This is a genomic window from Sphaerisporangium album (assembly GCF_003323745.1).
GTDB classification, from domain to species: Bacteria; Actinomycetota; Actinomycetes; order Streptosporangiales; family Streptosporangiaceae; genus Sphaerisporangium; species Sphaerisporangium album.
In genome coordinates, this window is the sequence record NZ_QOIL01000009.1 from 282,794 (window position 1) to 306,254 (window position 23,461).

Annotated in this window: 19 protein-coding genes; 12 read left to right on the plus strand and 7 right to left on the minus strand. The window is 70.4% G+C overall.

All coding sequences use genetic code 11. The annotated features are described in order from the left end of the window. Window positions 1–756, plus strand: coding sequence for a deoxyribonuclease IV (locus DQ384_RS18245; protein ID WP_114030024.1), 756 nt, complete (start codon window positions 1–3; stop codon window positions 754–756). A gap of 66 nt (window positions 757–822) precedes the next feature. On the opposite strand, the gene DQ384_RS18250 is transcribed toward DQ384_RS18245, so the two are convergent. The 4 genes from DQ384_RS18250 to DQ384_RS18265 form a co-directional block, all read right to left on the minus strand. Continuing rightward, window positions 823–1,947 carry a mannosyltransferase family protein gene (locus DQ384_RS18250; protein WP_245966575.1) on the minus strand — a complete coding sequence of 375 codons (1,125 nt, stop codon included), beginning with the start codon at window positions 1,945–1,947 and terminating at the stop codon, window positions 823–825. A 52-nt stretch (window positions 1,948–1,999) separates the two neighbouring features. Further along, complete coding sequence (locus DQ384_RS18255; protein WP_114030025.1) at window positions 2,000–3,340, minus strand: glycosyltransferase family 87 protein; 1,341 nt, start codon at window positions 3,338–3,340, stop codon at window positions 2,000–2,002. A gap of 13 nt (window positions 3,341–3,353) precedes the next feature. After that, window positions 3,354–5,882 (minus strand): transglycosylase domain-containing protein, encoded by a 2,529-nt coding sequence (locus DQ384_RS18260; protein WP_147268818.1) that lies wholly within the window; start codon window positions 5,880–5,882, stop codon window positions 3,354–3,356. Window positions 5,883–6,245: 363 nt separating this feature from the next. Next, the gene (locus tag DQ384_RS18265; RefSeq protein ID WP_114030027.1) at window positions 6,246–6,653 is read right to left on the minus strand and encodes a DUF5318 family protein; all 408 of its coding nucleotides are present in this window, start codon (window positions 6,651–6,653) and stop codon (window positions 6,246–6,248) included. A gap of 146 nt (window positions 6,654–6,799) precedes the next feature. Between DQ384_RS18265 and DQ384_RS18270 the strand changes: the two genes are divergently transcribed. Both DQ384_RS18270 and DQ384_RS18275 read left to right on the plus strand, forming a co-directional pair. Further along, window positions 6,800–7,456, plus strand: a complete 657-nt coding sequence (locus DQ384_RS18270; RefSeq protein WP_114030028.1) for a PadR family transcriptional regulator — start codon at window positions 6,800–6,802, stop codon at window positions 7,454–7,456. A gap of 13 nt (window positions 7,457–7,469) precedes the next feature. Further along, window positions 7,470–8,549 (plus strand): inositol-3-phosphate synthase, encoded by a 1,080-nt coding sequence (locus DQ384_RS18275; RefSeq protein ID WP_114030029.1) that lies wholly within the window; start codon window positions 7,470–7,472, stop codon window positions 8,547–8,549. An 89-nt stretch (window positions 8,550–8,638) separates the two neighbouring features. Here the strand turns inward: DQ384_RS18275 and idi are convergent, their stop codons facing one another. After that, on the minus strand, window positions 8,639–9,229 hold the full coding sequence (idi, locus tag DQ384_RS18280; RefSeq protein WP_114030030.1) for an isopentenyl-diphosphate Delta-isomerase: 591 nt from the start codon (window positions 9,227–9,229) through the stop codon (window positions 8,639–8,641). 366 nt (window positions 9,230–9,595) lie between these two features. On the opposite strand from idi, the gene DQ384_RS18285 reads away from it, so the two are divergent. Then, window positions 9,596–10,894 (plus strand): MFS transporter, encoded by a 1,299-nt coding sequence (locus DQ384_RS18285; protein WP_114030031.1) that lies wholly within the window; start codon window positions 9,596–9,598, stop codon window positions 10,892–10,894. A gap of 165 nt (window positions 10,895–11,059) precedes the next feature. Here DQ384_RS18285 and DQ384_RS18290 read toward each other — a convergent pair whose 3' ends face one another. Both DQ384_RS18290 and DQ384_RS18295 read right to left on the minus strand, forming a co-directional pair. Further along, on the minus strand, window positions 11,060–12,433 hold the full coding sequence (locus DQ384_RS18290) for an aspartate aminotransferase family protein (RefSeq protein WP_114030090.1): 1,374 nt from the start codon (window positions 12,431–12,433) through the stop codon (window positions 11,060–11,062). Between the two features lie 105 nt (window positions 12,434–12,538). Then, a complete protein-coding gene (locus tag DQ384_RS18295) occupies window positions 12,539–13,975 on the minus strand; it encodes a CCA tRNA nucleotidyltransferase (protein WP_114030032.1) in 1,437 nt (478 codons plus the stop codon). A gap of 142 nt (window positions 13,976–14,117) precedes the next feature. On the opposite strand from DQ384_RS18295, the gene DQ384_RS18300 reads away from it, so the two are divergent. The 8 genes from DQ384_RS18300 (at window position 14,118) to trxA (ending at window position 23,321) form a co-directional block, all read left to right on the plus strand. Further along, window positions 14,118–14,696 (plus strand): aminoacyl-tRNA deacylase, encoded by a 579-nt coding sequence (locus DQ384_RS18300; protein ID WP_114030033.1) that lies wholly within the window; start codon window positions 14,118–14,120, stop codon window positions 14,694–14,696. A gap of 46 nt (window positions 14,697–14,742) precedes the next feature. Further along, a complete protein-coding gene (locus DQ384_RS18305; protein ID WP_114030034.1) occupies window positions 14,743–16,872 on the plus strand; it encodes a DUF6049 family protein in 2,130 nt (709 codons plus the stop codon). Beyond that, on the plus strand, window positions 16,869–18,482 hold the full coding sequence (gene murJ / locus DQ384_RS18310) for a murein biosynthesis integral membrane protein MurJ (protein WP_114030091.1): 1,614 nt from the start codon (window positions 16,869–16,871) through the stop codon (window positions 18,480–18,482). The genes DQ384_RS18305 and murJ overlap by 4 nt, the downstream gene beginning before the upstream one ends. A 180-nt stretch (window positions 18,483–18,662) precedes the next feature. Beyond that, window positions 18,663–20,165 carry a protein kinase family protein gene (locus DQ384_RS18315; protein ID WP_114030035.1) on the plus strand — a complete coding sequence of 501 codons (1,503 nt, stop codon included), beginning with the start codon at window positions 18,663–18,665 and terminating at the stop codon, window positions 20,163–20,165. A 13-nt stretch (window positions 20,166–20,178) separates the two neighbouring features. Next, window positions 20,179–20,823, plus strand: a complete 645-nt coding sequence (gene sigM, locus DQ384_RS18320; protein ID WP_114030036.1) for an RNA polymerase sigma factor SigM — start codon at window positions 20,179–20,181, stop codon at window positions 20,821–20,823. Continuing rightward, entirely contained in the window at window positions 20,813–21,790 is a 978-nt protein-coding gene (locus tag DQ384_RS18325) for a hypothetical protein (RefSeq protein WP_114030037.1), read from the plus strand. Before sigM ends, DQ384_RS18325 begins: the two co-directional genes overlap by 11 nt. Before the next feature lie 253 nt (window positions 21,791–22,043). Continuing rightward, window positions 22,044–22,979, plus strand: a complete 936-nt coding sequence (gene trxB / locus DQ384_RS18330; RefSeq protein WP_114030038.1) for a thioredoxin-disulfide reductase — start codon at window positions 22,044–22,046, stop codon at window positions 22,977–22,979. 18 nt (window positions 22,980–22,997) lie between these two features. Next, window positions 22,998–23,321, plus strand: a complete 324-nt coding sequence (trxA, locus tag DQ384_RS18335) for a thioredoxin (protein ID WP_114030039.1) — start codon at window positions 22,998–23,000, stop codon at window positions 23,319–23,321. The last annotated feature ends 140 nt before the right edge of the window (window positions 23,322–23,461 follow it).

Consider the following 23,461-nt stretch of genomic DNA (forward strand, 5'->3'; position numbering starts at 1 on the left):
ATGGTTCGCATCGGAGCTCACGTCGACCGGGACGACCCACTGGCCCACGCCGCGGTGCGTGAGGCGGAGGTCGTGCAGTTCTTCCTCGGTGATCCGCAGGGGTGGAAGGGGCCGGAGCTGCCCGCCTCCGCCGACGCCCTGAAGGCCTCGGACGTCGACGTCTACGTCCACGCCCCGTACGTGATCAACGTCGCCACGGCGAACAACCGCATCCGCATCCCTAGCCGCAAGCTGCTGGCGGGCCAGCTGGAGGCGGCGGCCTCGATCGGCGCCAAGGGCCTGATCGTGCACGGCGGGCACGTGGGCAAGGACGACGACGCCCAGATCGGCTTCGACAACTGGCGCAAGGTGTTCGAGCGGCTGGAGACGCCGATCCCCGTCCTGATCGAGAACACCGCGGGCGGCGGCAACGCGATGGCGCGCCGGCTGGAGCGCATCGCCCGGCTGTGGGAGGCGCTGGACGGCTTCGACGTCGGCTTCTGCCTGGACACCTGCCACGCGCACGCGGGCGGCGAGGAGCTCGTGGACGTGGTCGACCGCGTGAAGGCGATCACGGGACGCATCGACCTGGTCCACTGCAACGACTCGCGCGACGCATTCGACTCCGGCGCGGACCGGCACGCCAACCTCGGCAAGGGCCAGATCGACCCCCAGCTCATCCTGGCGGTGTGCCGGGCGGCCGGGGCGCCGATCGTCGTGGAGACCCCCGCCGACGGGCAGACGGCCGACATCGCGTTCCTGCGCGAACACCTTTGATCCACAGCCTGTGGATAAATCCCCTGGATTACGGAAGTGGGAAAGCGGGTAAGACGCCGCGGCGCCTCAGCCCGCCCAGGCTCCTTCGATGAACGTCATGGTGTTCAGCACCATCAACGGCCCGGCCACCAGGGCGTACACCAGCAGGACGGAGCGGCGCCGCACGCCGGCGCGCCCGAGCATCACCCACAACGGCCACCACAGCAGCGCCGCCCGCGGGATCGACAGGTAGTACGCCGAGAACATCAGCGCGCCGACCTGGAGCCCGACGTACACGAACTCGCTCCACCGGCGCGCCACCAGCAGCCACCCCACCACGGCGACCCCGGCGACCGCGCCCGCGAGCTCCATGCGGAACGCCCAGGCGAACTGCCCGTCCCCGGTCGCCATCTGCCAGGTCGTCCAGAAGGACTGCCAGGGCCAGACCATCTGGCGGCCCCAGCCCGCCTCCTGGGCGTGCTGCCAGGCGAGCCAGTCCCCCGTGCGCGCGTGCTGGTAAAGCGAGTACAGCACCAACGGGACGAAGGGAACGAACAGCCAGGGGACGGCACCCGTCCTGCCCCGCCGCATCACGAACTCCACGATCAGCGCCAGAGCCAGGAACAGCCCGGTGATCCGCACACAGGACGCCCCCGCGGCCAGCAGGCCCGCGGCCACCCAGTTCTGCCGCCGCGCGTGCAGCCAGGCGGGGATCGCGAAGGCCAGGAACAGCGACTCGGTGTACCCGGCGAACAGGAACACCGCCGTGGGGCACAGCACCAGCGCCAGGACGGCGCGCCGCCCCGCGCCTTCTGGCCCCTCGAAGTCGGCGAGCCGGGCGAGCGCCACCATGGCGATCATGCCGGCGACCAGCGAGATCAGCAGCCCGGCCAGCGACCAGTCGGGCACGATCACGTGGACGAGGCGCAGCGCGAGGGGCATCCCCGGGAAGAACGCGGGCAGCCCCTGGTCGGGGTCGGCCGCGGGATCGCCGTCATAGCCGTGCTTCGCGATGTCCACCAGGAGCTTGGCGTCCCAGTGCTGCCAGCGCTCCAGGAACGACGGCAGCCGGTCGTCCCTCGCGAGCACGCCCGCCCCCACCGTGGCCGCCAGGACGATCCCCGCCCGCGACCCCAGCCAGAGCGCCAGGACATCGCCCATCGCGCCGCGCACCCGCACGGGCGAAACGGTCTCCGGGGGGATCGTTTGCACACAGTGGAGAATAAAGGGTCATCTGGGGCCTTAGATGAGCCGCCGCAGGTGTCTAGGCGGACCTCGGCGCGGGCTCGGGGGCGGACGGTACGCGCAGGACGAAGTGATCGGGGGCCTGGTCGAAGACGCCGCCGGCGGGGTCGTCCAGGCCGCCCTGTCTGATCACGTCGTGCTCGGGCCGCAGGATGTCCCTGACCACGAAGGCCGCCATGATCGCGATCGTCAGCACCCGGCCCCAGACGGCCGTGTAGTACGCGCCGTCGCCGATGCCGAACGCCTCGTTGCCCGGCTGCTGGGCGACCAGGTAGAGCCAGATCGCGAAGAAGTACCAGCATTCGGCCACCTGCCACAGCACCAGCGGCTTCCAGTTCGGCCGCGCCAGCACCGCGAACGGCACGAGCCACAGCACGTACTGCGGAGACCACACCTTGTTGGTGACCATGAACGCGGCCAGCACCAGGAAGACCAGCTGCATCAGCCTCGGCCTGGTCGGGGCGGTGAAGGTCAGCACGGCGACGGCCAGGCAGAGCACCGCGAACGACGCGATTCCCAGCATGTCCAGCCTTTCGCCGTCCCCGAGGAAGGGCCACTGCTCCCGCTGGAAGAAGAACCACACCGATCCCCAGTCGGCGCCGCGCTCGCTGCTGAAGACGTAGAACCTCTTCCAGCCGTCGAACGCGAGCACCATGATCGGCAGGTTGACGACCACCCACGTCACCACGGTGCCGCCGAGCGCCCACAGGAACGCGGGGAACCTGCGGGTGCGCAGGGCGAGCAGGAACAACGGGCCGAAGAAGACGACCGGGTAGAACTTGGTGGCGATGGCGAGCCCGAGGAGCACGCCGGTCAGGACGTGTCGGCGCCGCGACCAGGCGAGGAAGGCGCCGAGGCTCAGCGCGCCGCACAGCAGGTCCCAGTTGATGAACGCCGTGAGGATCACCGCGGGAGCGATCGCGTACCAGGCGGCGTCCCACGGCCGTCCCTGGACGCCCGCCAGCATCGCCATGATGACGACGCCGGCGACCAGGGACAGCCCCATGACCAGCACGGTGAGGTCGAAGAACCACACCCCCGGCTCGTTCAGCCCGGACACGAGCTTCTGGATGACCCACATCAGGCCGCCGATGCCGACCGGATACTCGACGGGATGCCCGAAGTACGGGGCCATGCCCTGGTCGAGCTTCTCGTTCCACCACAGCGGATAGATGTCGGTGTAGCAGAACCTCAGGAACTGCTGCGTGCCGTCGTTCCACGCGCCGCCGAACCGGCACGGCGCCTTCCAGGCGTAGGCCAGCACCGCGCCGAGGGCCGCGAACAGCCCCACCGGCACCAGGGGCAGCATCGCGCGGGCCGCGGGCACGGCGGAGTCGGGGACGTAGGTCGGTCGGCTCATGGGGCGTCTCTCGTTACCGGGAGGACGGGGTGGGCGCCGGCCGGCGTCCTCCCGAGGGTGTCGGGGTCGGCGTGGCCGAGTTCGCCGGCGCCTCCCCCGTGTTGAACGGGTCGGCGCCGTGGTTGCCGTTGTTGCACGAATCGTCCCATGGCAGGCAGCCGCCGTCGCCGCCACCGCCCTGGTCCCCTTCGCCGTTGTCGGCGGGCGGCCAGTTGTCGTCGGTGGGGAACCCGGGGTCGCCGCTCGGAGTCGGTGTCGGGGTGGGCACCGGCTTGGGCGCGAGGTCGAGCGGTGAGCCGATGTTGGACGGCGGCGGGAACTCCTCGGCCTTCTGGCCCTTCATCGCCTCCGCCATGAACGCCCGCCAGACGCGCGCCGGGACGGTGCCGCCGTCGAAGTTGTTGCCCAGCGACAGCTCGGCCCCGGTCTTGCGGTCCTCTTTGTACATCCCGACCGCGGCGGAGAGTTGCGGGGTGAAGCCGACGAACCACGCTTCCTTGTTGTCGTTGTTCGTCCCGGTCTTGCCGGCGACCGGACGGTCGGACAGCGCCGCCGCCGTACCCGTGCCGCCCTTCACCACCGACCGCAGCGCCACGATGGCGTCGGCCGCGACCTCCTCGGAGATGACCTGCTTCGGCGTCTTGTCCTCGGCGATGATCTGCACGCCCTTGGGATTGACGACGCGGATCACCGTGTGGGTCTGGTAGTGCTTGCCGTGGTTGGCGAAGATCGAGTAGCCGCCCGCCTGCTCGACGGGCGTCACGCCGGCGCTGCCGATGGAGAACAGGAACTTGTGCTCCTCGACGTCCTTGTCCAGGCTGTCCTTGCTGAGCCCGGCCTCCTCGGCTATGCGCTTGACCGCGTCCAGCCCGACCTCGGCGCCCATCTGGCCGTAGGCCGTGTTGATGGAGTGCTGGGTCGCGTAGATGATGTCCATGGCCGACGGCGCCGAGTGGCCGTTGGAGATCGGGGTCGTCCCCTCCAGCTTGAGCGGCTGCTTGCCGGTCACGTAGCTCTTGAGGCTGTGCCCGGCCTCCAGCCACGCGGCGAGCACGTACGGCTTGAACGCCGACGCCGCCTGCTTGCGCGCCTGGAACGCCTCGTTGAACTGGTCGGGGTGCTTGCCCAGGTAGTCGTTGCCGCCGTAGAACGCGATGACGCGGCCGTTGGTCGGGTCGACGGCGGCCAGGCCGGTGTGAACCTCCTTGGGCAGCCCGGACGTCGTCTGGACCACCGCCGTCCTCGCGGCCTTCATGAGGTTCTTGTCGAACGTGGTGTAGATCTTGTACCCGCCGGTCTCGATCTCCGAGCGCGGCAGACCCTTGGCCTCCAGCTCCTTGAGCGCCTCGGTCAGCATGTAGCCGCGCAGCCCGCCGAACGACTCGTTGTCCCTGCGGGGCTTGGGCTTGGGGAACTTCAGCGTGGAGGGGTAGTTCCCGTACTCCTGCGGGTTGATCTCGGCCATCTGCTTCAGCACGTAGGTGAAGCGGAACTGCGTGCCGGAGTAGTTCTTCTTCTCCTCGGCGATGTCGAACTGGCCCGGCTGCTGGATGCGGCCCGCGAGGTAGGCGCCCTCGGCCGGCGTGAGCTTCTTGGCGCCGTGGCCGAAGAACTCCACCGCCGCCGCCTCGATGCCGTAGGTGTTGCGGCCGAAGGAGACGGTGTTCAGGTAGTACTCGAGGACCTTGTCCTTCGACCACTCCTTGTCGAGCTTGACGGCGATGAAGATCTCTTTGATCTTCCGCTTGATCGCCCGCTCGTTGCTGAGGCCCTTGAAGTAGTTCCTGGCCATCTGCTGGGTGATCGTGGACGCGCCCTGGACCTGCGCGCCGGTGGCGGTGCTCCATGCCGAGCGCACGATGCCGGACAGCGAGATGCCCGCGTCGCTGTAGAAGGTCTTGTTCTCGGCGGCGATCACGGCGTCGCGGACGTACTTCGGCACGGTGTCGAGCGCGACGGCGCGGCGCTCGGTGCCGAGCCTGGCCATGAGGCTGTTGTCGCCGTAGTAGAAGGTGCTGCCCTGGGCGGTCGCCTGGTCCTGGGCGTCCTGCTCGGTGGGCAGCACCGTGTTGGCGTACGCGACGGCGATCATGCCGAAGACGCCGGCGGCCAGCACGGCGAAGCCGACCATCACGATCTTCCAGTTGGGGAGGAACCGCCTCCAGCCCCTGCGACGGCCCGGGGGCTCGCCGCCGCCCTTCGCACGCCGCCGGCCGGGGCCGCCGCCATCCCCGTCACCGGGACCGCGTCCGCCGGGACCGGGAGGAGGACCGCCGCGGCCCCTGCGGCCACGGCCGTCCAGATCGCGGCTGACCACGGTGTCCGAATTGGTGACGCCCGGAGCTTCCCGCCGGGGAGTGCCCTGGGGACGCGGCGCCCCTACCTGGCCCATCGACTGGGTGTCCTCAAAGGCGGCCTCCGGGCGTCGCTGCCGGGGCTCGCCGGGACCGCCCGGGCCGCCCCGCGGGTCGGCCGGGCGCTGCCTCGGCCTCCCCTGGCCGCCGGAACGCGGGTCTCCGGCGCCGGCGAGCGCGTCGCCCATGCCTGATCGTTGGCGCGGATCACCCGCATTGGGCCGGGCCGGGCCGGTACGGCCGGACGGCGCGCCCCGATCACCGTCCTGCGGCGGCGCGGAACGCCGGGGCGCGGGCTGCGGAGTCGGTGCGGAATGCGATGCCGGGTATCCACCGGCGGGCGCGCCCCCCTCGGGCGAGCGACGGCGCCGCCCGGGACGTGCCGATCCGCCGGGGCCCTCGGAAGGGTCCGGGCGTCCGGTCGGCTCGGGGCCATAGCTGCTGTAACTCACGCGTCCTCGTTGGGTCATCTGGCGATCGGAGGGTCTTCGACGTCTACACGGTGGGCGGGAGGGCATGCCTTCCCGGACGGGAATCTCGGCCGCGACGGGCTAGGTCTCGGCGATCCGCCCGTCCGTGCCGGAGCCGCTCGGAGGCCCGCCGTTGCCCAGGACGAAGGAAACCGTCAGGTGATTCCATGAACAACCTTGGCAGACCTCGACCACGTAGACCCGGAATTCCTCGTATTCACGGGCCATCTGAACAAGGTCTGACGTGGCCTTTACACGTCCTGCGCTGCGACCTAACTGGTCGCCGTACACATATGTGACATGGGTCACGTTCCGGTGCTCGCAGATCGGGCAGACGCGCTGCGTGGCCTCCCCGTGGAACCGAGCCGCACGGAGGAGGTACGGATGAGCATCACACACGTCACGCCTGGTCATGCGACCGGAGCGGAGCGACTGGAGGGTCGCCCGCTTCGCGAGGCCGTAGTCCACGACCCCTCGCTGTGACCACATGAGCGTCAGACTACGACTTTTTTATCTATTCCGCCCATCCGCTTGACGGTTTCACCGATTGCAGACTATGCCGAGCGGACGTATCCTCAGGATGTATCGACTCGATACATCGTCAGGACACATCGGTGCGAGAGGGGGCGGTTCCAGTGGCTGTCGGCAGAGGCGGGGTCCTGGAACTCGCCGTGCTCGGCTCGCTTCACGAGACACCCCTGCACGGCTACGAGCTGCGCAAACGGCTCAACGCCCTGCTCGGCATGTTCCGGGCGTTCTCCTACGGCTCGCTCTACCCGTGCCTGCGGCAGTTGCTGGCCGCGGGGCTCATCGCGGAGGAGCCGCCGGACGAGCACGCCCCCGGCTCGGCGGCGCAGAACGCGCGGGACGTCACCCCGCCGCTCGCCGGCCGTCGATCGAAGATCGTGTACAAGCTCACCGCCGAGGGCAAGGAGCGCCTGCAGGAGCTGCTCACCCAGGCGGGCCCCTCCTCATGGGAGGACGAGAGTTTCGGAGTCCACTTCGCCTTCTTCCGCCACACAGAGGCGGAAGTACGGCTGCGCATCCTCGAAGGGCGCAGGAGCCGCCTCGAAGAACGCCTGGACGGCGTTCGCACGGCTCTGGCGCGCACACGTGAGCGACTGGACAGCTACACCCTGGAATTGCAGCGCCACGGCTTGGAGTCGGTCGAACGCGAGGTCCGCTGGCTCAACGAGCTGATCGATACCGAACGGGCGCAGGCCGTCCGGGCGAAAGAGGACAGGTCGCAGGCGAAGGACGCCGGGCCCGTTCCCGATAAGACGAATGAGTAAAGGAGCGAGTGCGATGGGTTCCGTGCGCGTAGCCATCGTCGGTGTCGGTAATTGTGCCGCGGCGCTGGTGCAGGGCGTGCATTTCTACAGGGACGCCGACCCCGCCAGCCGGGTGCCGGGCCTGATGCACGTCCGGTTCGGCGACTACCACGTCGGCGACGTGGAGTTCGTGGCGGCGTTCGACGTCGACGCCAAGAAGGTCGGCCGCGACCTCTCCGAGGCGATCGTCGCCTCCGAGAACAACACGATCAAGATCTGCGACGTGCCGCCCACGGGCGTCACCGTCCAGCGTGGTCCCACCTATGACGGCCTCGGGGAGTACTACCTCGAGATGATCGAGGAGTCGGACGAGTCGCCGGTCGACGTGGTCGCGGCGCTCAAGGCCGCCAAGGTCGACGTCCTGGTGTCCTACCTCCCCGTGGGCTCGGAGGAGGCCGACCGCTACTACGCGCAGTGCGCCATCGACGCCGGCGTGGCCTTCGTCAACGCGCTGCCCGTCTTCATCGCCTCCGACCCGGTCTGGGCGCAGAAGTTCACCGACGCGGGCGTCCCGATCATCGGCGACGACATCAAGTCCCAGGTCGGCGCCACCATCACCCACCGCGTCATGGCCAAGCTCTTCGAGGACCGCGGGGTCGAGCTGCTGCGCACGTACCAGCTCAACTTCGGCGGCAACATGGACTTCATGAACATGCTGGAGCGCAAGCGCCTCCAGTCCAAGAAGATCTCCAAGACGCAGTCGGTCACCTCGCAGATCCCGCACGAGATGGGCAAGGCCGACGTCCACATCGGCCCCTCCGACCATGTGCCGTGGCTCGACGACCGCAAGTGGGCCTACGTCCGCCTGGAGGGCAAGTCCTTCGGCGACACCCCGCTGAACCTGGAGTACAAGCTCGAGGTGTGGGACTCGCCCAACTCCGCCGGCGTCATCATCGACGCGGTCCGCGCCGCCAAGATCGCGCTCGACCGCGGCATCGGCGGCCCGATCCTGTCGGCGTCGTCCTACTTCATGAAGTCGCCGCCGGAGCAGTACTCCGACGACGAGGCCCGCGAGGCCGTGGAGAAGTTCATCCGCGGCGAGGTCGAGCGCTGACCGCTCCTTCGCGGCTCCCGCGGTAGGCGGAGACGCAGGCGCCCGGTTCCACGTGAAACCGGGCGCTTTCGCGTCTGCGGGTTCTCGGGCTAGCGAGGCCCGCGGGCCGCCGGGGGAAGGCCCGCCGGGTCGGCCACAGGCCAGGCGAAGGGGTCGGGGCCGAGGGCGGTGAGCAGCGGCACCTGCTGGGCGCACCACGGCGAGATCGCCAGCAGGCCGCTCATGACGTCGTCGGCGAACTCCTTCCACGGCATCCACCGCGTCGCGCCGACCTCGTCGGGGTTGGGGCTCGGGTCGCCGGAGACGACGGCCCGGTAGACGGGGCACATCTCGTGCTCCACCGTCCCGTCGCTCATCACGGCGCGGTAGGCGAAGCCCGGCACCATCAGCTCGACGGTGGCGGCGGTGATGCCGAGCTCGTAGGCCAGCCTGCGCGCCACCGCGTCCGCGGGCTTCTCGCCGGGCAGGGGATGGCCGCAGCAGCTGTTGGTCCACACCCCCGGCCAGGTGCGTTTGTGGGACGCGCGCCGGGTCAGCAGCACCCGCCCCTCGGCGTCGAACACATAGCTCGAGAACGCCAGATGCAGGGGGGTGTCGGCACCGTGCACGATGCTCTTGGGCGCTGTGCCGATCGCTTCGCCCTCGGCGTCCACGAGCACGACATGTTCGTCATGGGTCACGCGACCGAGATTACGTGATCATGTCGATACGCTCAGCCCCCGCCCCTGGCCGCGACCGGCAAACGTCGCAGAAGCATCAGTCACGGGCGGGCAAACCTCATCCCGGGTACACCAACCGTCTACCTGGTGAAACTTCGGAGAACCACAGAACCGTCACTCCTGGTACACCGACCTCCCCTGTCACGGCCCGCCACCCGGGCGGTCCTCGTCTTGGTAAACAAACGGAAGAAATCGCCGGGGTCGCGCGAGCGGGCTTCCGGCCCGGCATAGCGTGAGGCATGACCACATCCGGATCTCCTATCCCCGAGGGGACATCGGGGATGTTCCCGATGTTGGCCTTCGGACCCGGCCACTAGGCTGACCCGCGTGTCCTTCGTCTCCGACCTCCGCGCCGTCCTTCGAGTCCGGGACTTCAGACGTCTTTTCTCCACGCGTTTGGTCTCGCAGTTCTCCGACGGCATCTTCCAGTTCGCCGTGGTCGGGTACGCCTTCTTCACCCCGGAGAAGCAGACCAGCGCCACCGAGGCCGCCGTGGCGTTCGCCGTCCTGCTGCTGCCGTACTCCATCCTCGGGCCGTTCGCCGGGGTGTTCATCGACCGCTGGTCGCGCCGCCAGATCCTGGTGATCGCGCCGCTGGTCCGGGGGTCGCTGCTGACCGTCGCCGCGCTGCTCGTCGCGCTGGGCGCGCCCGACTGGTGCTTCTACACCGCGGCGCTCGCCGTGCTCGGCGTGAACCGCTTCTTCCTGTCCGCGCTCAGCGCCTCACTGCCCCACGTGGTGGAGCCCGAGCGCCTGATGCTCGCCAACGCGGTCACCCCGACCTCCGGAACGGTCGCGACGTTCATCGGGGCGGGGGTCGGCTACCTGTTGCGGCTGGCCTTCGGCTCCGGCCACGGCGGCACGGCGCTGCTGCTCGTGGCCTCGGGCCTCATCTTCGGGGGCAGCGCGCTGATCGCCCTGACGATGCGGCGCGGCCTGCTCGGCCCCTCGTACGACCCCGGCCTGCCGCAGGCGCGCGAGGCCCTGCGCAACGTCGTCACAGGCCTTGCCGACGGCGCGCGGCACATCGTCCACCTGCGGTCGCCCGCGGCCGCGCTCGGGGGCATGGCCGCCCACCGGTTCCTGTACGGCATGACCTTCGTGATGACCGTGATGCTGTACCGCTTCTACTTCACCACCGACGCCGAGGCGGGCCTGAACCACATCACCGGCGTGCTCGCGACCTCCGGGGTCGGGTTCTTCACCGCCGCGCTGATCACGCCGTGGGCGACCGAGCGCTTCCGCCCGGAGGCGTGGATTCCGATCATGCTGGCCACGTCCGGGGTGCTCGGGCTGCTGCTCTGCCTGCCGTTCCGCCAGCCCGGCTTCCTGGCGGCGGGCTTCGTGCTCGGCGTCACGGGGCAGAGCGTGAAGATCTGCACCGACACGATCGTGCAGCGCGACGTCGAGGACGCCTACCTCGGCCGGGTCTTCTCCATCTACGACATGCTCTTCAACGGCACGTTGGTGCTGGCCGCGGCCGTCGCGGCGCTGATCCTGCCGGCCAACGGCAAGTCGTACACCGTGCTGACGATCGCCGCCGCCGGCTACCTGCTCAGCGCCCTCGGCTACCGCCTGCTGACGACCGACGCCAAGCCCCGTACCCCCCAAGAAGTCACCCGCTGATCAGGCCACACCGTCCGCGGACGAACGCTCCGCGAACCTGCCGATTCCGAGCGCCGAATCCCGCCCCGGGTGGCCGGCTTTCCCGTCCGTGAGGCACGGCATGGCACGGCCGCTCCTGCCGGTGGCCGGTCTCACCGGAGATCGGCCCGCCGGGGGGCGAGGCGGTCAGGCGGGCAGGGCGTTCGCGGCGGCGACCATCGCGCGGGTGATCATGCCGAGTTCCTCGGAGCCGGTCACGTACGGCGGCATCGTATAGACAAGGTGCCCGAACGGGCGCAGCCAGACGCCGTGCTCCATCACGATGTCCTGGATCTTCGGGACGTCCACCGGCGCGTTGGTCTCGATGACGCCGATCGCGCCGAGCACCCGTACGTCCTTCACCCCCGGGGCGCGGGCGGCCTCGGCGAGCCCGTCGACCAGGCCCCGTTCGATGCGCGCGACCTCCTGCCGCCACGGGCGCTCGCCGAGGAGGGTGAGCGAGGCGTCGGCCACCGCCGCGGCGAGGGGGTTGCCCATGAACGTCGGCCCGTGCATCAGCACGCCGACGCGCTCGGCCACCTCGCGCGTGCACAGCGTGGCCGCCATGGTGAGGTAACCGCCGGTCAGCGCCTTGCCCACGCACATGATGTCGGGCCTGACGCCCGCGTGGTCGCAGCCGAACAGCTCGCCCGTGCGGCCGAAGCCGGTCGCGATCTCGTCCGCGATGAGCAGCAGCCCGTGCTCGTCGGCCAGCTCACGAAGCCGGGCCAGGTAGGCCGGATGGTAGAATCGCATGCCGCCCGCCCCCTGGACGACGGGCTCGACGATGATCGCCGCCAGCTCGCCGGCGTGCCGCGCGACCACTTCGGCCAGATGATCCATGTACGCCTCGTCCGGCGGCCCACCGGCCACCGCCGCGGACGTGGCCGACGGCTCCCTCGGCACGAACGTCCCGTCGTGCGTGCCGAGCGGCTCGGCGGGCGCTCCAGGCCGCGAGGGTCGTGCACCGCCGGCCCTGCCTGGGTGGTGGCCGTAGCCGCCGGGGGGTCTGTCGGCGAAGACGTGCTGGGGCAGGACGCCGGTGAACATGTGGTGCATGCCGTTGACGGGGTCGCACACCGCCATGGCGCCGAAGGTGTCGCCGTGGTAGCCCCCCCGCACGGTCAGCAGGCGGCTCTTCCCCGTGCACTGGATCGCGATCTTGATGGCGACCTCGACCGCGACCGACCCGGAGTCGGCCAGGAACACCCGCTCAAGCCCGGTCATCTCGGCCAGGCGCCGCGCGACCCGCACGGCCGGCTCGTGGGTCAGGCCGCCGAACATGACGTGCGCCATGACGCCGACCTGGTCGCGGGCGGCGGCGTTCAGCGCCGGGTGGTTGTGGCCGTGGATGGCGGCCCACCATGAGGACATGCCGTCGACCAGCTCACGGCCGTCCGCCAGCCTCAGCCGCACGCCCTCGGCGCCGGCCACGGGATGGGCGGCCGTGGCCGGGTAGGCGGGGGCGTAGGGGTGCCACAGGTGCCTGCGGTCCAGTTCACGAAGCGTTTCGGCGTCCACGCGGGCCACATTAGCCCCGGCGCCCGCCGCGCACGGCGACCTCGGCCCCGCCTGTGGAAAAGTCCCGGAACCCGGCCCCGGCCTGTGGACGACCGCCCGTCGACCTCAGCCGGCGAGCCCCTGACCGCGCGCCCACTCCATCAGCGCCTCCCGGGCGGCGTCCTTGCCGAGCACGCCCTTGTCGAGGCGCAGGTCGAGCAGGAACTTCCACGCCCTGCCCACCACGGGACCCGGCCCGACCCCGAGCGCCTCCTGGATCTCGTTGCCGTCGAGCTCGGGCCGCATCTTGGCCAGCTCCTCCTCGTCGGCGAGGCGGGCGATGCGCACTTCCAGCTCGTCGTAGGTGCGCGAGAGGGCCTGCGCCTTGCGCCTGTTGCGGGTCGTGCAGTCGGCTCGGGTGAGCTTGTGCAGCCGTTCGAGCAGGTGGCCGCCGTCGCGGACGTAGCGGCGCACCGCCGAGTCGGTCCACTCGCCGGTGCCGTAGCCGTGGAAGCGCAGGTGTAGCTCGACCAGGCGGGCGACGTCCGCCACGACGTCCTTGGGGAACCGCAGCTCGGTCAGGCGCTTCTTGGTCATCTGCGCGCCCACCACCTCGTGGTGGTGGAACGAGACGCGGCCGCCCTCTTCGTACCGCCGCGTCTTCGGCTTACCGATGTCGTGCAGCAGCGCCGCCCAGCGCAGCACGCGGTCCGGCCCCGCGGCCTCCAGGGCGATCGCCTGCTCCAGCACGATGAGCGTGTGCTCGTAGACGTCCTTGTGCCGGTGGTGCTCGTCGATCTCCAGCCGGAGCTTGGGCAGCTCGGGCAGGACGTGCGCCGCGAGGCCCGTGTCCACCAGCAGGCCGAGGCCCTCGCGCGGCCCCGCCCCGCAGATCAGCTTGTCCAGCTCGTCGCGGATGCGCTCGGCGGAGACGATCTCGACGCGCTCGGCCATCGACGTCATGGCCGCCACCACGGCAGGATCGACGGTGAAGCCCAGCTGGGAGGCGAAACGGGCCGCGCGCAGCATGCGGAGCGGGTCGTCGTCGAACGACCGCTCGGGCGTCCCGGGGGTGCGCAGCACCTTCTCGCCGAGGTCGCGCAGGCCGCCGTACGGGTCGACGAACTCGTGCCCGGGCAGCCGGACGGCCATCGCGTTGACCGCGAAGTCGCGCCGCTCCAGGTCGGCCTCCAGCGTCTCGCCGTAGGCGACCTCGGGCTTCCTGGACTTCGGGTCGTAGGACTCGCTGCGGTAGGTGGTGATCTCCAGCACCCAGCCGCCCTTGCGGACGCCGACGGTGCCGAAGTCGATGCCGATCGTCCACACGGAGTCGGCCCAGCCGGTGACGATCTCCAGCACCCGCTCGGGACGCGCGTCGGTGGTCAGGTCGAGGTCGTTGCCGATGCGGCCGAGGAAGACGTCGCGAACCGACCCGCCGACCACGGCGAGTTCGTGCCCCTGCGCGGCGAACAGCTCGCCGAGTTCGTCGGCGACCGGAGCGATCCGCCGGAATAGGTCGATCACGGCCCTCTGCTGACTAACGCTCAGATTTGAGACGGACAAGCTGGGTAGGTCCTTCGGTCACGGAACAGAATCTCCGCGTCAGCCCTGGTGTAACCCGCCGGGGCGAAACCCAAGCGGTCACTAGGTGACGGTCAGTCGCAGATCTGTCGGGGGCACCCGTACAAGACAAGGAGCACGAGAGATGAAAGACGCCCTCGCGATCCACCGCTGGCTCCTGTCCCACCAGACCCACCATGAGATCGTACGGCTTCCGCGGGCCTTGACGTGCGCCGACGATCTTCCCGAGATCCTCGGCGTGGAGCCCGCCCGGTGCATCCGGGTCACGGTGTTCGAGGTCACGACCCGCAACGGCCGGGCGCCGGTCGCCGTCGTCACCACGGTCGCGGACCCACCGCGGCCCGGCGCCGTGGGAGCCCTCCTCTGCGCCCGCAGGGTGCGGCCCGCGTCCGCGTTCCTGGTGAACTCGGCCACGGACTACGCCGCCACATCAGTGTCACCCCTCCTGCTCCCCGATGAGCTCACCGTCCTCATCGACGACCGCCTGACCGAGCCCTCCGCCGCCGACGCCGACGTCTATATCGCCACCGGCGAACGCCATACGGCGGTGCGCCTGCGCACCCTCGACCTGCTCGGACTCACCCGCGGCCGATACGTCGACCTCCAGGCGTCGCGCCACAAGACCGTGCGCCTCCCCGGCTCCCGCGAGGTGCGCCCGGTGGTTGGGCTCCCCCGGCGCGAATCGCCGTCCGCCCTGCTTTAGGCCATACCATTCTGGGCGTGCGCCGAACTCCACCCCTGGCCGGCACGTGACCCGCGGAGCCGCCCTGATCTCTGTGCTGACCGCCGCCTTCCTCCTCGTCCCGGCGGCGGTCGCCGGTGCCGCGCGCGCGACCGTCGCTCCGGCCGGGCAGGTGCAGGCCGCCTCCGCGACCAGCCGTCAGGACGCCCAGATCGTGGTGAGCTCCATCGCCCCGGCGGTGCCGCGCGACTCCTCCACTCCAGTGAAGATCACCGGCGCCGTGGCGAACACCGGCGCGGCGACCATGTCGTGGGTGTCGGTCCGGCTCCGCTTCTCCCGCCAGCCGTTCGCGACCCGCGCCGAGATGCAGGCCTTCGCCGACGGCGGCCAGATCCTCGACTCGACGCGGTTCACCGTCCCGGTGAGCCAGCTCCCGGCGTCGGGCAAGGTGCCCTGGGAGTTCACCTTCACCCCCGCCGAGCTGCAGATGTTCCGCTTCGGCGTCTACCCCATGACCATCGAGCTGGTGAACACCGCCGGGCAGCAGCTCGCCGCCCAGCGCACCCTCATGCCCTACGCGCCGGCGAACCAGCCCGTCGCCCGCACCAAGATCGCCTGGGCGCTGCCTCTCGTCGACCAGCCGCGCAGGGGTGACGACTCCACCTTCGTGGACGACGGCCTGAAGCAGTCCCTCGCCGACGACGGCCGGCTCGGGAAGATCCTGAAGATCGCCGAGACGCCGTCCAAGGGCGTCACCTGGTTCGTCGACCCGTCCCTGCTCGACGACGCGCGCGCCATGTCGCAGGGATACTCCGTCGGAGCCGCCAAGAAGCCCGCCGACCAGGCCGCGGGCCAGTGGCTGCAGAGGGTGCGCACGGCGCTGGCCGACGTCCCCGTCTCCGCCACCCCCTACGGCGACCCCGACGTCGCGGCGGTCAGCCACCAGGGGCTCGACTCCGCCGCGCGCACCGCGCTGGACATGGGCGGGTCCGTCGCCACCGACCTCCTCGGCAAGGAGGTCACCACCAGCGTGAACTGGCCGGTCGGCGGGGTGATCGACAACGACGCCCTCGACGCGCTGGCCGTCGGCGATGTCAAGACCGTCCTGCTGTCCGCGACGGCCCTGCCCCCGAACCCTCCGGTGACCTACACCCCCGACGCCGGGGCGAAGCTGGAGACGGTCAAGGGGACGGTCGGCGTGGTGCTCGTCGACCCCGTGCTGAGCCAGCTCCTCACGTCCGGCGCCTCGGCCCCCGGCGGCCCCACGCTGGCCACCCAGCGCTTCCTCGCCGAGACGGTCATGATCGGCGCCGAGCGTCCCCAGGAGGCCCGCACGGTCGTGGCCGCGCCTCCCCGGCGCTGGAACCCCGACCCCGCCTTCGTCACGGCGTTGCTGAAGGCCACCGCGTCCGCGCCCTGGCTCAAGCCGGTCACCCTCGGCTCCGTCAAGCCGTCCAAGCCGGCGACTCCGCGCACCGGCCTGCTCTACACCGACAAGGACCGGCAGGCCGAGCTCGGCAAGTCCTACCTCTCGGGCGTCAAGAAGCTCGGCCGCCGCGCCGACCTCACCGCCGTCGTCACCCAGGACCGCCGGCGGGTCTTCGACACCGCCCTGCTCCGGCTCACCTCCTCGGCGTGGCGCGGCCGCACCGGCGAGGCGTCCCCCCTGGTCAAGCAGATCGACGCGGCGGTGACGACGCGCACCGACGCCATCTCGGTGAGCACCGGCGAGCAGGAACGCATGCTGGCGGGCAACAACGGCGTGATCCCGATCAGCATCCGCAACGACCTCCCCGACCAGGAGGTCACCGTCGGCGTCAAGATCACGTCCGGGGACCGCAAGCTGCTCACGATCGGCTCCTACGAGTCCCCGGTCACGATCAGCCCCGGCAAGACCCGGCCCATCGACATCCCGATGACCGCCAGCGGCGGCGGCCAGGCGACGGTCAAGGTGCAGCTCACCAGCGCGACCGGGGCTCGGTACGGCCCCCCTGTCGAGATCACCGTGCGCACCACCGGGTACACCGGCATCGCGCTGGTGATCGTCGGCGCGGCCCTGGCCGTCATGCTGGCCGCGGTGACGCTGCGCATCCTGCGCCGCCACTCGCGGCGCCCCACCGGCCGGCGCAGGCCGGCGCCGCCGCCCGCCCCCGCCGTCGTCCCCGAACCCGCCCAGCACCGAGAGGGGCCCTCATGAGCCGGGTCTTGCGCGCCAGCGCGATCATGGCCGCCGGCACGATGGTCTCCCGCGTGACGGGCTTCTTCCGGACCGCGGTGCTCGCCTCGGCCATCGGCGTCGCGGCCCTGGGCGACGCGTACAACGTCGCGTACATGATCCCGATGATGCTGTTCGACTTCCTCATCGGAGGCGTGCTCAGCAGCGTCGTCGTCCCCATGATCGTGAAGGCGCAGAAGACCGACCCCGACGGTGGCCGGGCGTACGAGCAGCGGCTGATGACCGTGGCGACACTGGCGCTGCTCACCATCGCCGTGCTCGGCGTGATCTTCGCCCCGGTGCTGGTCAGCGTGATGACGACGAACCTCGACGAGGTCGAGTTCCAGGTGACCGTCACGCTGACCCGCTACATCCTGCCCCAGATCGCGTTCTTCGGGATCGGCGCGGTCGCGGGCGCCATCCTCAATACCCGCGACCGGTTCGCGGCGCCCATGTGGGCTCCGGTGCTCAACAACATCGTCGTCATCGCGGTCGGCCTGATGTATCACGTCGTGAGCCACGCGGGCGGTGACGTCAAGGCGGTGACCTCCTCGGACCTGGCGCTGCTCGGCATCGGCACCACGGCGGGCATCGTCGCGCAGGGGATCATCCTCGTCATCGCCGTGCACCGGGTGGGGTTCCGTTTCGTGCCCCGGTTCGACCTGCGCAACGCCCGGCTCGGCGAGATGGGCAAGATGGGCGCGTGGACGCTGGGCTTCGTCGTGGTCAACCAGATCGGCCTGATCATCACCACGAACCTCGCGACCGGCGCCACCGCCAAGGCCGGCTCCGAGCACGTCGCCGGCTTCACGTCGTACACCCTCTCGTACCAGTTCTTCCAGCTGCCGTACGGCATCATCGCCGTCTCGGTGATCACGGCGATGCTGCCCCGTATGAGCCGTTACGCCCACGAGGGGCAGTTCGACGCGATCCGCCAGGAGTTCACCTCCGGCGTGCGGCTCGTCTCGGCGGTCATCGTGCCCGCCGGGCTCATGCTCATGGTGCTCGGCCCGGCGATCGCCGTGTTGATCTTCGCGCACGGCAACACGTCGGTGGACGACGCCGTGAACATCGGAAACGTGCTCCAGGTGTTCGGGCTCGCGCTGGTGCCCTTCTCGATCTACCAGCTGCTGCTGCGGGTGTTCTACAGCTTCGGCGACACCCGCACCCCGGCACTGATCGCCGTCGGCAACGTCGTGCTCAACGCCACCTCGGGGTTCCTCCTCTACCTGGTCCTGCCGCCCCATCTCATCGTCATGGGGCTCGCCCTGGCCTTCACGCTGGCGTACGTCCTCGGCGGGGCGGTCGCGTGGCGGCTCGCCGCCACGAAGGTCGAGGGCGGCCTCGGTGGCCGGGCCGTCGCGTCGGGACTGTCGCGCATGTACATCGCGTCGATTCCGGCGGCCGCGATCGCGCTGGCCGCGCTGTGGGGCACCAAGCAGATCGCGGGCGTCACGCCCCTCAGCTCGGCGATCATGCTGATCGCGGGCGGCGGCGCCGGCGGGCTGATCTACTTGGTCGCGTCCCACAGAATGCGCATCACCGAGATCACTTCGATCATTGGACTTGTTGCCGGACGGGTAGGCCGCTAGGCATAGGGAACCGCGAAGTCCGGTTCGCCCGTGTTCCAAGGGCAACACGGGCGGCACCCGCTCCGGACTACCATGGTGCCGGTGCACGGTGGAGGCCGGGCACTGCCGGCTGACAAGGAGCAGGAGGGGCGTGGGGGTATTCGCACGGACATCGCCCACGACCAGGGAGAGGAACGCCTCATGAGCGCCCCTGCCGTGGAGCCCGGCGGCCGGCTGGCCGACCGGTTCCGCCTGGAAGACCGTGTCAGCGAGTCAGGTGGCGCCACCTTGTGGAAGGCCATCGACGAGGTGCTGGCGCGGCCCGTCGCCGTCCTCACGCTGTCCCCGGAGTTCGAGCGCGTCGCCGAGGTCGTGACCGCGGCCCGCGGCGCGAGCCGTCTCACCGACCCCCGCCTCACGCAGGTCTTCGACGCCGCCGAAGAGGACGGCCAGGCCTACGTCGTGAGCGAGTGGGTCACCGGCGAGACGCTCACCGACATGGTCTCCTCGGGGCCGATGGCGCCCGAGCGCGCGGCGGCGCTGGTCGCGGAGGCCGCCGAGGCGGTCGCCCACGCCCACCAGGCCGGGCTCGCCCACCTGTGCCTCACCCCCGACCGGCTGATCTGGACGGCCGGGAACACCGTCAAGCTGCTCGGCCTGGCGGTGGACGCCTCCCTGTGCGCGGTCGAGAGCGACGATGCGGCCCGGGAGGACGCGCAGGGTCTCGGACGCCTGCTCTACACGGCCCTGACCGGCCACTGGCCCGGCGACGGCGATGTCGGCCTCCCCGCCGCCCCGCTCGACGACGGCAAGATCTGCACGCCCCGCCAGGTCACGGCGGGCGTCCCCGGCTTCCTGGACGCGATCACGTGCCGGGCGCTGCTCCAGGAGCCGCGCCGCGGGCTTCCCCCGCTCGCCACCCCCGCCGACGTCGCCGAGGCGCTGGCCGAGGTGCCGAGGCCCGCGCCCGTGCCCGTGTCGGCGATCCCGCCGGCCCTCGGCTTCCGCTCCGAGGCGCCCGACGCCCTCGACCACACGATGCCGCCCCGGCAGCAGGAATCCTCCCATCCGCCCGTGCAGCCGAGACCTCCCCGCTCCGGCGGCGTGGCCGGCCGTGTCATGGTGACCGTGGTCGTCCTGCTGATCATCGCCGCGGTGGGCATCGGCGCGTGGACTCTGGGGCAGAACCTCGGCAAGCGCGACACGGCGGCCAGCCCGTCCGCGTCCGCCTCCAAGCCTCCGCCACCGAAGATCGTCACCGTGAAGCCGGCGAGCGCCACGGGCTTCGACCCGCTCGGCGACGACCTCGCCGAGCACCCCGAGACCGCCCACCTGGCCATCGACGGCAAGGCGTCCACCGAGTGGCACACCCTGAGCTACCAGACCGCCGACCTGGGCGGACTGAAGGAAGGCGTCGGGCTGCTGCTCGACATGGGCAAGGCGACCGCGGTGTCGGACGTGGTGGTGTCGCTGGGCGACAGGCCCGGGGCCACCATCCAGCTCAAGGTGGGTGACAGCCCTGATCTGAAGGCGCTCAAGACGGCCGCGAAGCAGGAGAACGTCTCCGGCACGGTGACCCTCACACCGGCGAAGGCGACGACAGGTCAGTACGTTTTGATCTGGTTTACGCGCCTTCCAGCGTTTGACGCGAAGTTTCGTGGCACCATCTATGAGGTAGTGGTGAACTCTCCCGGATCGGCCTAACAGGACACGCGTTGTGAACCTTCCCCCCGATAGCCCACCGGCGGCACAGCAGGCCGCAGGGTCCGCGTCGACCGACGCCGACCTGCTGACCCGCCATATCGGCGGTGATCCACACGCATTCAGCGAGATCGTCCGCCGACACCGAGATCGCATGTGGGCCGTGGCCCTGCGCACTCTCGGTGACCCGGACGAAGCGGCCGACGCCGTGCAGGACGCCTTCGTCTCCGCCTACCGCAAGGCCGACAGCTTTCGCGGCGAGGCGGCGGTCACCACGTGGCTGCACCGCATCGTCGTCAACGCCTGCCTCGACCGCATGCGCCGCAAGTCGATCCGCCCTGTCGCCGACGACGAGCTCGTCGAGGCGGCCGAGCGGGACACGCCGATTCCCGACCACACGGGCGATCGGGACGTGTCCATGGAGGTCTCGGCCGCGCTCAAGCTCCTGCCGGCCGACCAGCGGGCCGCGTTGGTCCTGGTCGACATGATGGGCTACTCCGTGGAGGACGCCGCCCAGGTGCTCGGCGTGCCGACCGGCACGATCAAGAGCCGCTGCGCCCGGGGCCGTGCGAAACTCGCCCCGATTCTTGCGCATCTGCGGAACCGATCGGACCTAACCCGCGTCTCATCCGCGAAGGGAGCAGAACTTCGTGACGGGTGATACGCACTACGACCTCGAGGTCCTGGCCGAACTGGCCGAGGGTCTCCTCGACGTCGCAACTGCCGCACGGGTCCGCGAGCATCTCGCGATATGCGACCCCTGCGGTGAGAGCCTCGCCGAGCTGGCGGCGGTCCGCGAGCTGCTCGCGGCCGTGCCGGTGCCGGCGATGCCCATGGGTGTCGCGCTTCGCATCGACAAGGCGCTGGCAGCGGAGGCGGAGTCCAGGCGCGAAGGGGGCCTCAAGCTCGACGAGGCGCCCGACTGGGACCGCATCATGGCGAACTCCCCCTGGGAGACCCCCGCGCCTCTTCCCGAGCTGCCCGCGGAGCCCCCACCGGCCGTCGAGCGGCCCGAGGAGGTCGTCCCCCTCGGCATCGTCGCCGACGACGGTTCCATCGTCCCGGCCAGGCGCACGCGCAGGACGTCCCGGCGGCGCAGCTGGGCGATGCCCGTGGCGGCGAGCGTCGCGGCGGCCGTCGTCATCGGCGGGGCGGGCGTGACCGCGAGCATGCTGACGGCGTCCGGCCCCGGCACGGGGACGGCGCCGCCCATCGCCATAGACCAGCCGAAGCCGAGCGCCAAGCCGACCAAGCACTATGAGATCGGCACAGGCTCGGCCCCGCAGGCCGCCGACTACATCGTCGGCAAGAGCGGTTACAACTACTCCAGCAGCGTCCTGGACGGCCCTCTGGCCACCTACGTCGGCGCGACCGGCCCCGGTACCGACAGCTCGGCGACGGCCGACGCCGCCGTCACGCGCTGCGTGGCGAAGCTCTCCGCGCGCGTGGGCAAGAAGCTCGGCGTCAAGGCTCCGAAGCCCATCGGCGTCGACCAGGGCTTCTACGAGGGCAACGAGGCCACCGTCGTGGCCTTCTGGAAGGACCGCTTCCGCAACGCCGTCTTCGTGTACGTCGTCAACGACGGCTGCGCCAACGTGCGGCCGCCCGCCGTGAGCCGCTGGCAGTAGTCGTCCCTCACGGGCGGTCACCACGACCGCCCCGCACGCGCCGCCGAAGTCCCCCGGGGAGTACCCTCGGGGGACTTCGCCGTGTCAGGGCCGCGCATGGGCGGGGCGGGAATCTCCGACGCCTAGGATCTGTTGAGGCGACTGGCATCGATGAACAGGCAGGAAAGGCCGGGGCCGGTGCGGCGACGCGTCCCCGGCGGTCCCACCAGGCAGTCGAGCGAGTGACCACCCACGGGCATGAGAGGCCAAGAGCGTGAGCGACGTCCGGAATGTCATCATCATCGGGTCGGGGCCGGCCGGGTATACGGCCGCGGTCTACGCCGCGCGCGCGGACCTGAATCCGCTGGTGTTCGAGGGCTCCGTCACGGCGGGCGGCGCGCTCATGAACACCACCGACGTCGAGAACTACCCCGGCTTCCCCGACGGCATCCTCGGCCCCGAGCTGATGGACAACTTCCGCAAGCAGGCGGAGCGGTTCGGCGCCGAACTCCTGGCCGACGACGTGATCGAGGTCGACCTCACCCAGACCCCCAAGGTGGTCAAGACCCACACCGAGACCTACTACGCGAAGACCGTGATCGTCGCGACCGGTTCCGGCTACCGCCAGCTCGGCCTGCCGAGCGAGAAGCGGCTGTCGGGCCGCGGTGTGTCGTGGTGCGCGACCTGTGACGGCTTCTTCTTCCGCGACCAGGACATCGTGGTGGTCGGCGGTGGCGACACCGCCATGGAGGAGGCCACGTTCCTCAGCCGGTTCGCCCGGTCGGTGACGGTGATCCACCGGCGCGACACGCTCCGGGCGAGCAAGATCATGCAGGATCGCGCCTTCGCCAACGAGAAGATCAGCTTCGTGTGGGACAGCGTGGTGACCGACATCGTCGGCGACACCCGCGTCAGCGCCGTCAAGGTCCAGAACCTCAAGACCGGCGAGGAGACCGAGCTGCCGGTGACGGGCGTGTTCATCGCGATCGGCCACGACCCGCGCAGCGAGCTCTTCAAGGGCCAGCTCGACGTGGACGACGAGGGTTACGTCGTGGTCGACGCGCCGACCACCAGGACGAACATCGACGGCGTCTTCGCCGCCGGCGACGTCGTCGACCACACCTACCGCCAGGCGATCACCGCCGCGGGCACCGGCTGTTCGGCGTCGATCGACGCCGAGCGCTGGCTCGCGGACCACGCCACCGCCTAACAGTTAAGGGAGAGAACCTTGGGCGAGATCAAGTCAGTGACCGACGCCACGTTCGACGCCGAAGTCCTCAAGAGCGACAAGCCCGTGCTCGTGGACTTCTGGGCCGAGTGGTGCGGTCCGTGCCGCCAGGTCGCGCCGATCCTCCAGGAGATCGCGACCGAGCACGCCGACAAGCTCAGCATCGTCAAGATCAATATTGACGAGAATCCCGTGACTCCGCGGGACTACGGCGTACTCCAGATTCCGACCCTGAACGTCTATAAGGGTGGAGAGGTCGTTAAGCAGATCATCGGCGCCAAGCCGAAGGCCATGCTGCTGCGCGAGCTCGACGGCGTCATCTGACGCCCCTGCGGCTCCGACGAGCCGTACCACCGCTTCCGAGCGGCACACCCCACCCAGGAGCCCCTCACGCCGTTGGCGTGAGGGGCTCTGTGGCGTTCTGGACCGGTTGGCGGTGCCGGGTGATCGCGGGTTCGGGCGGC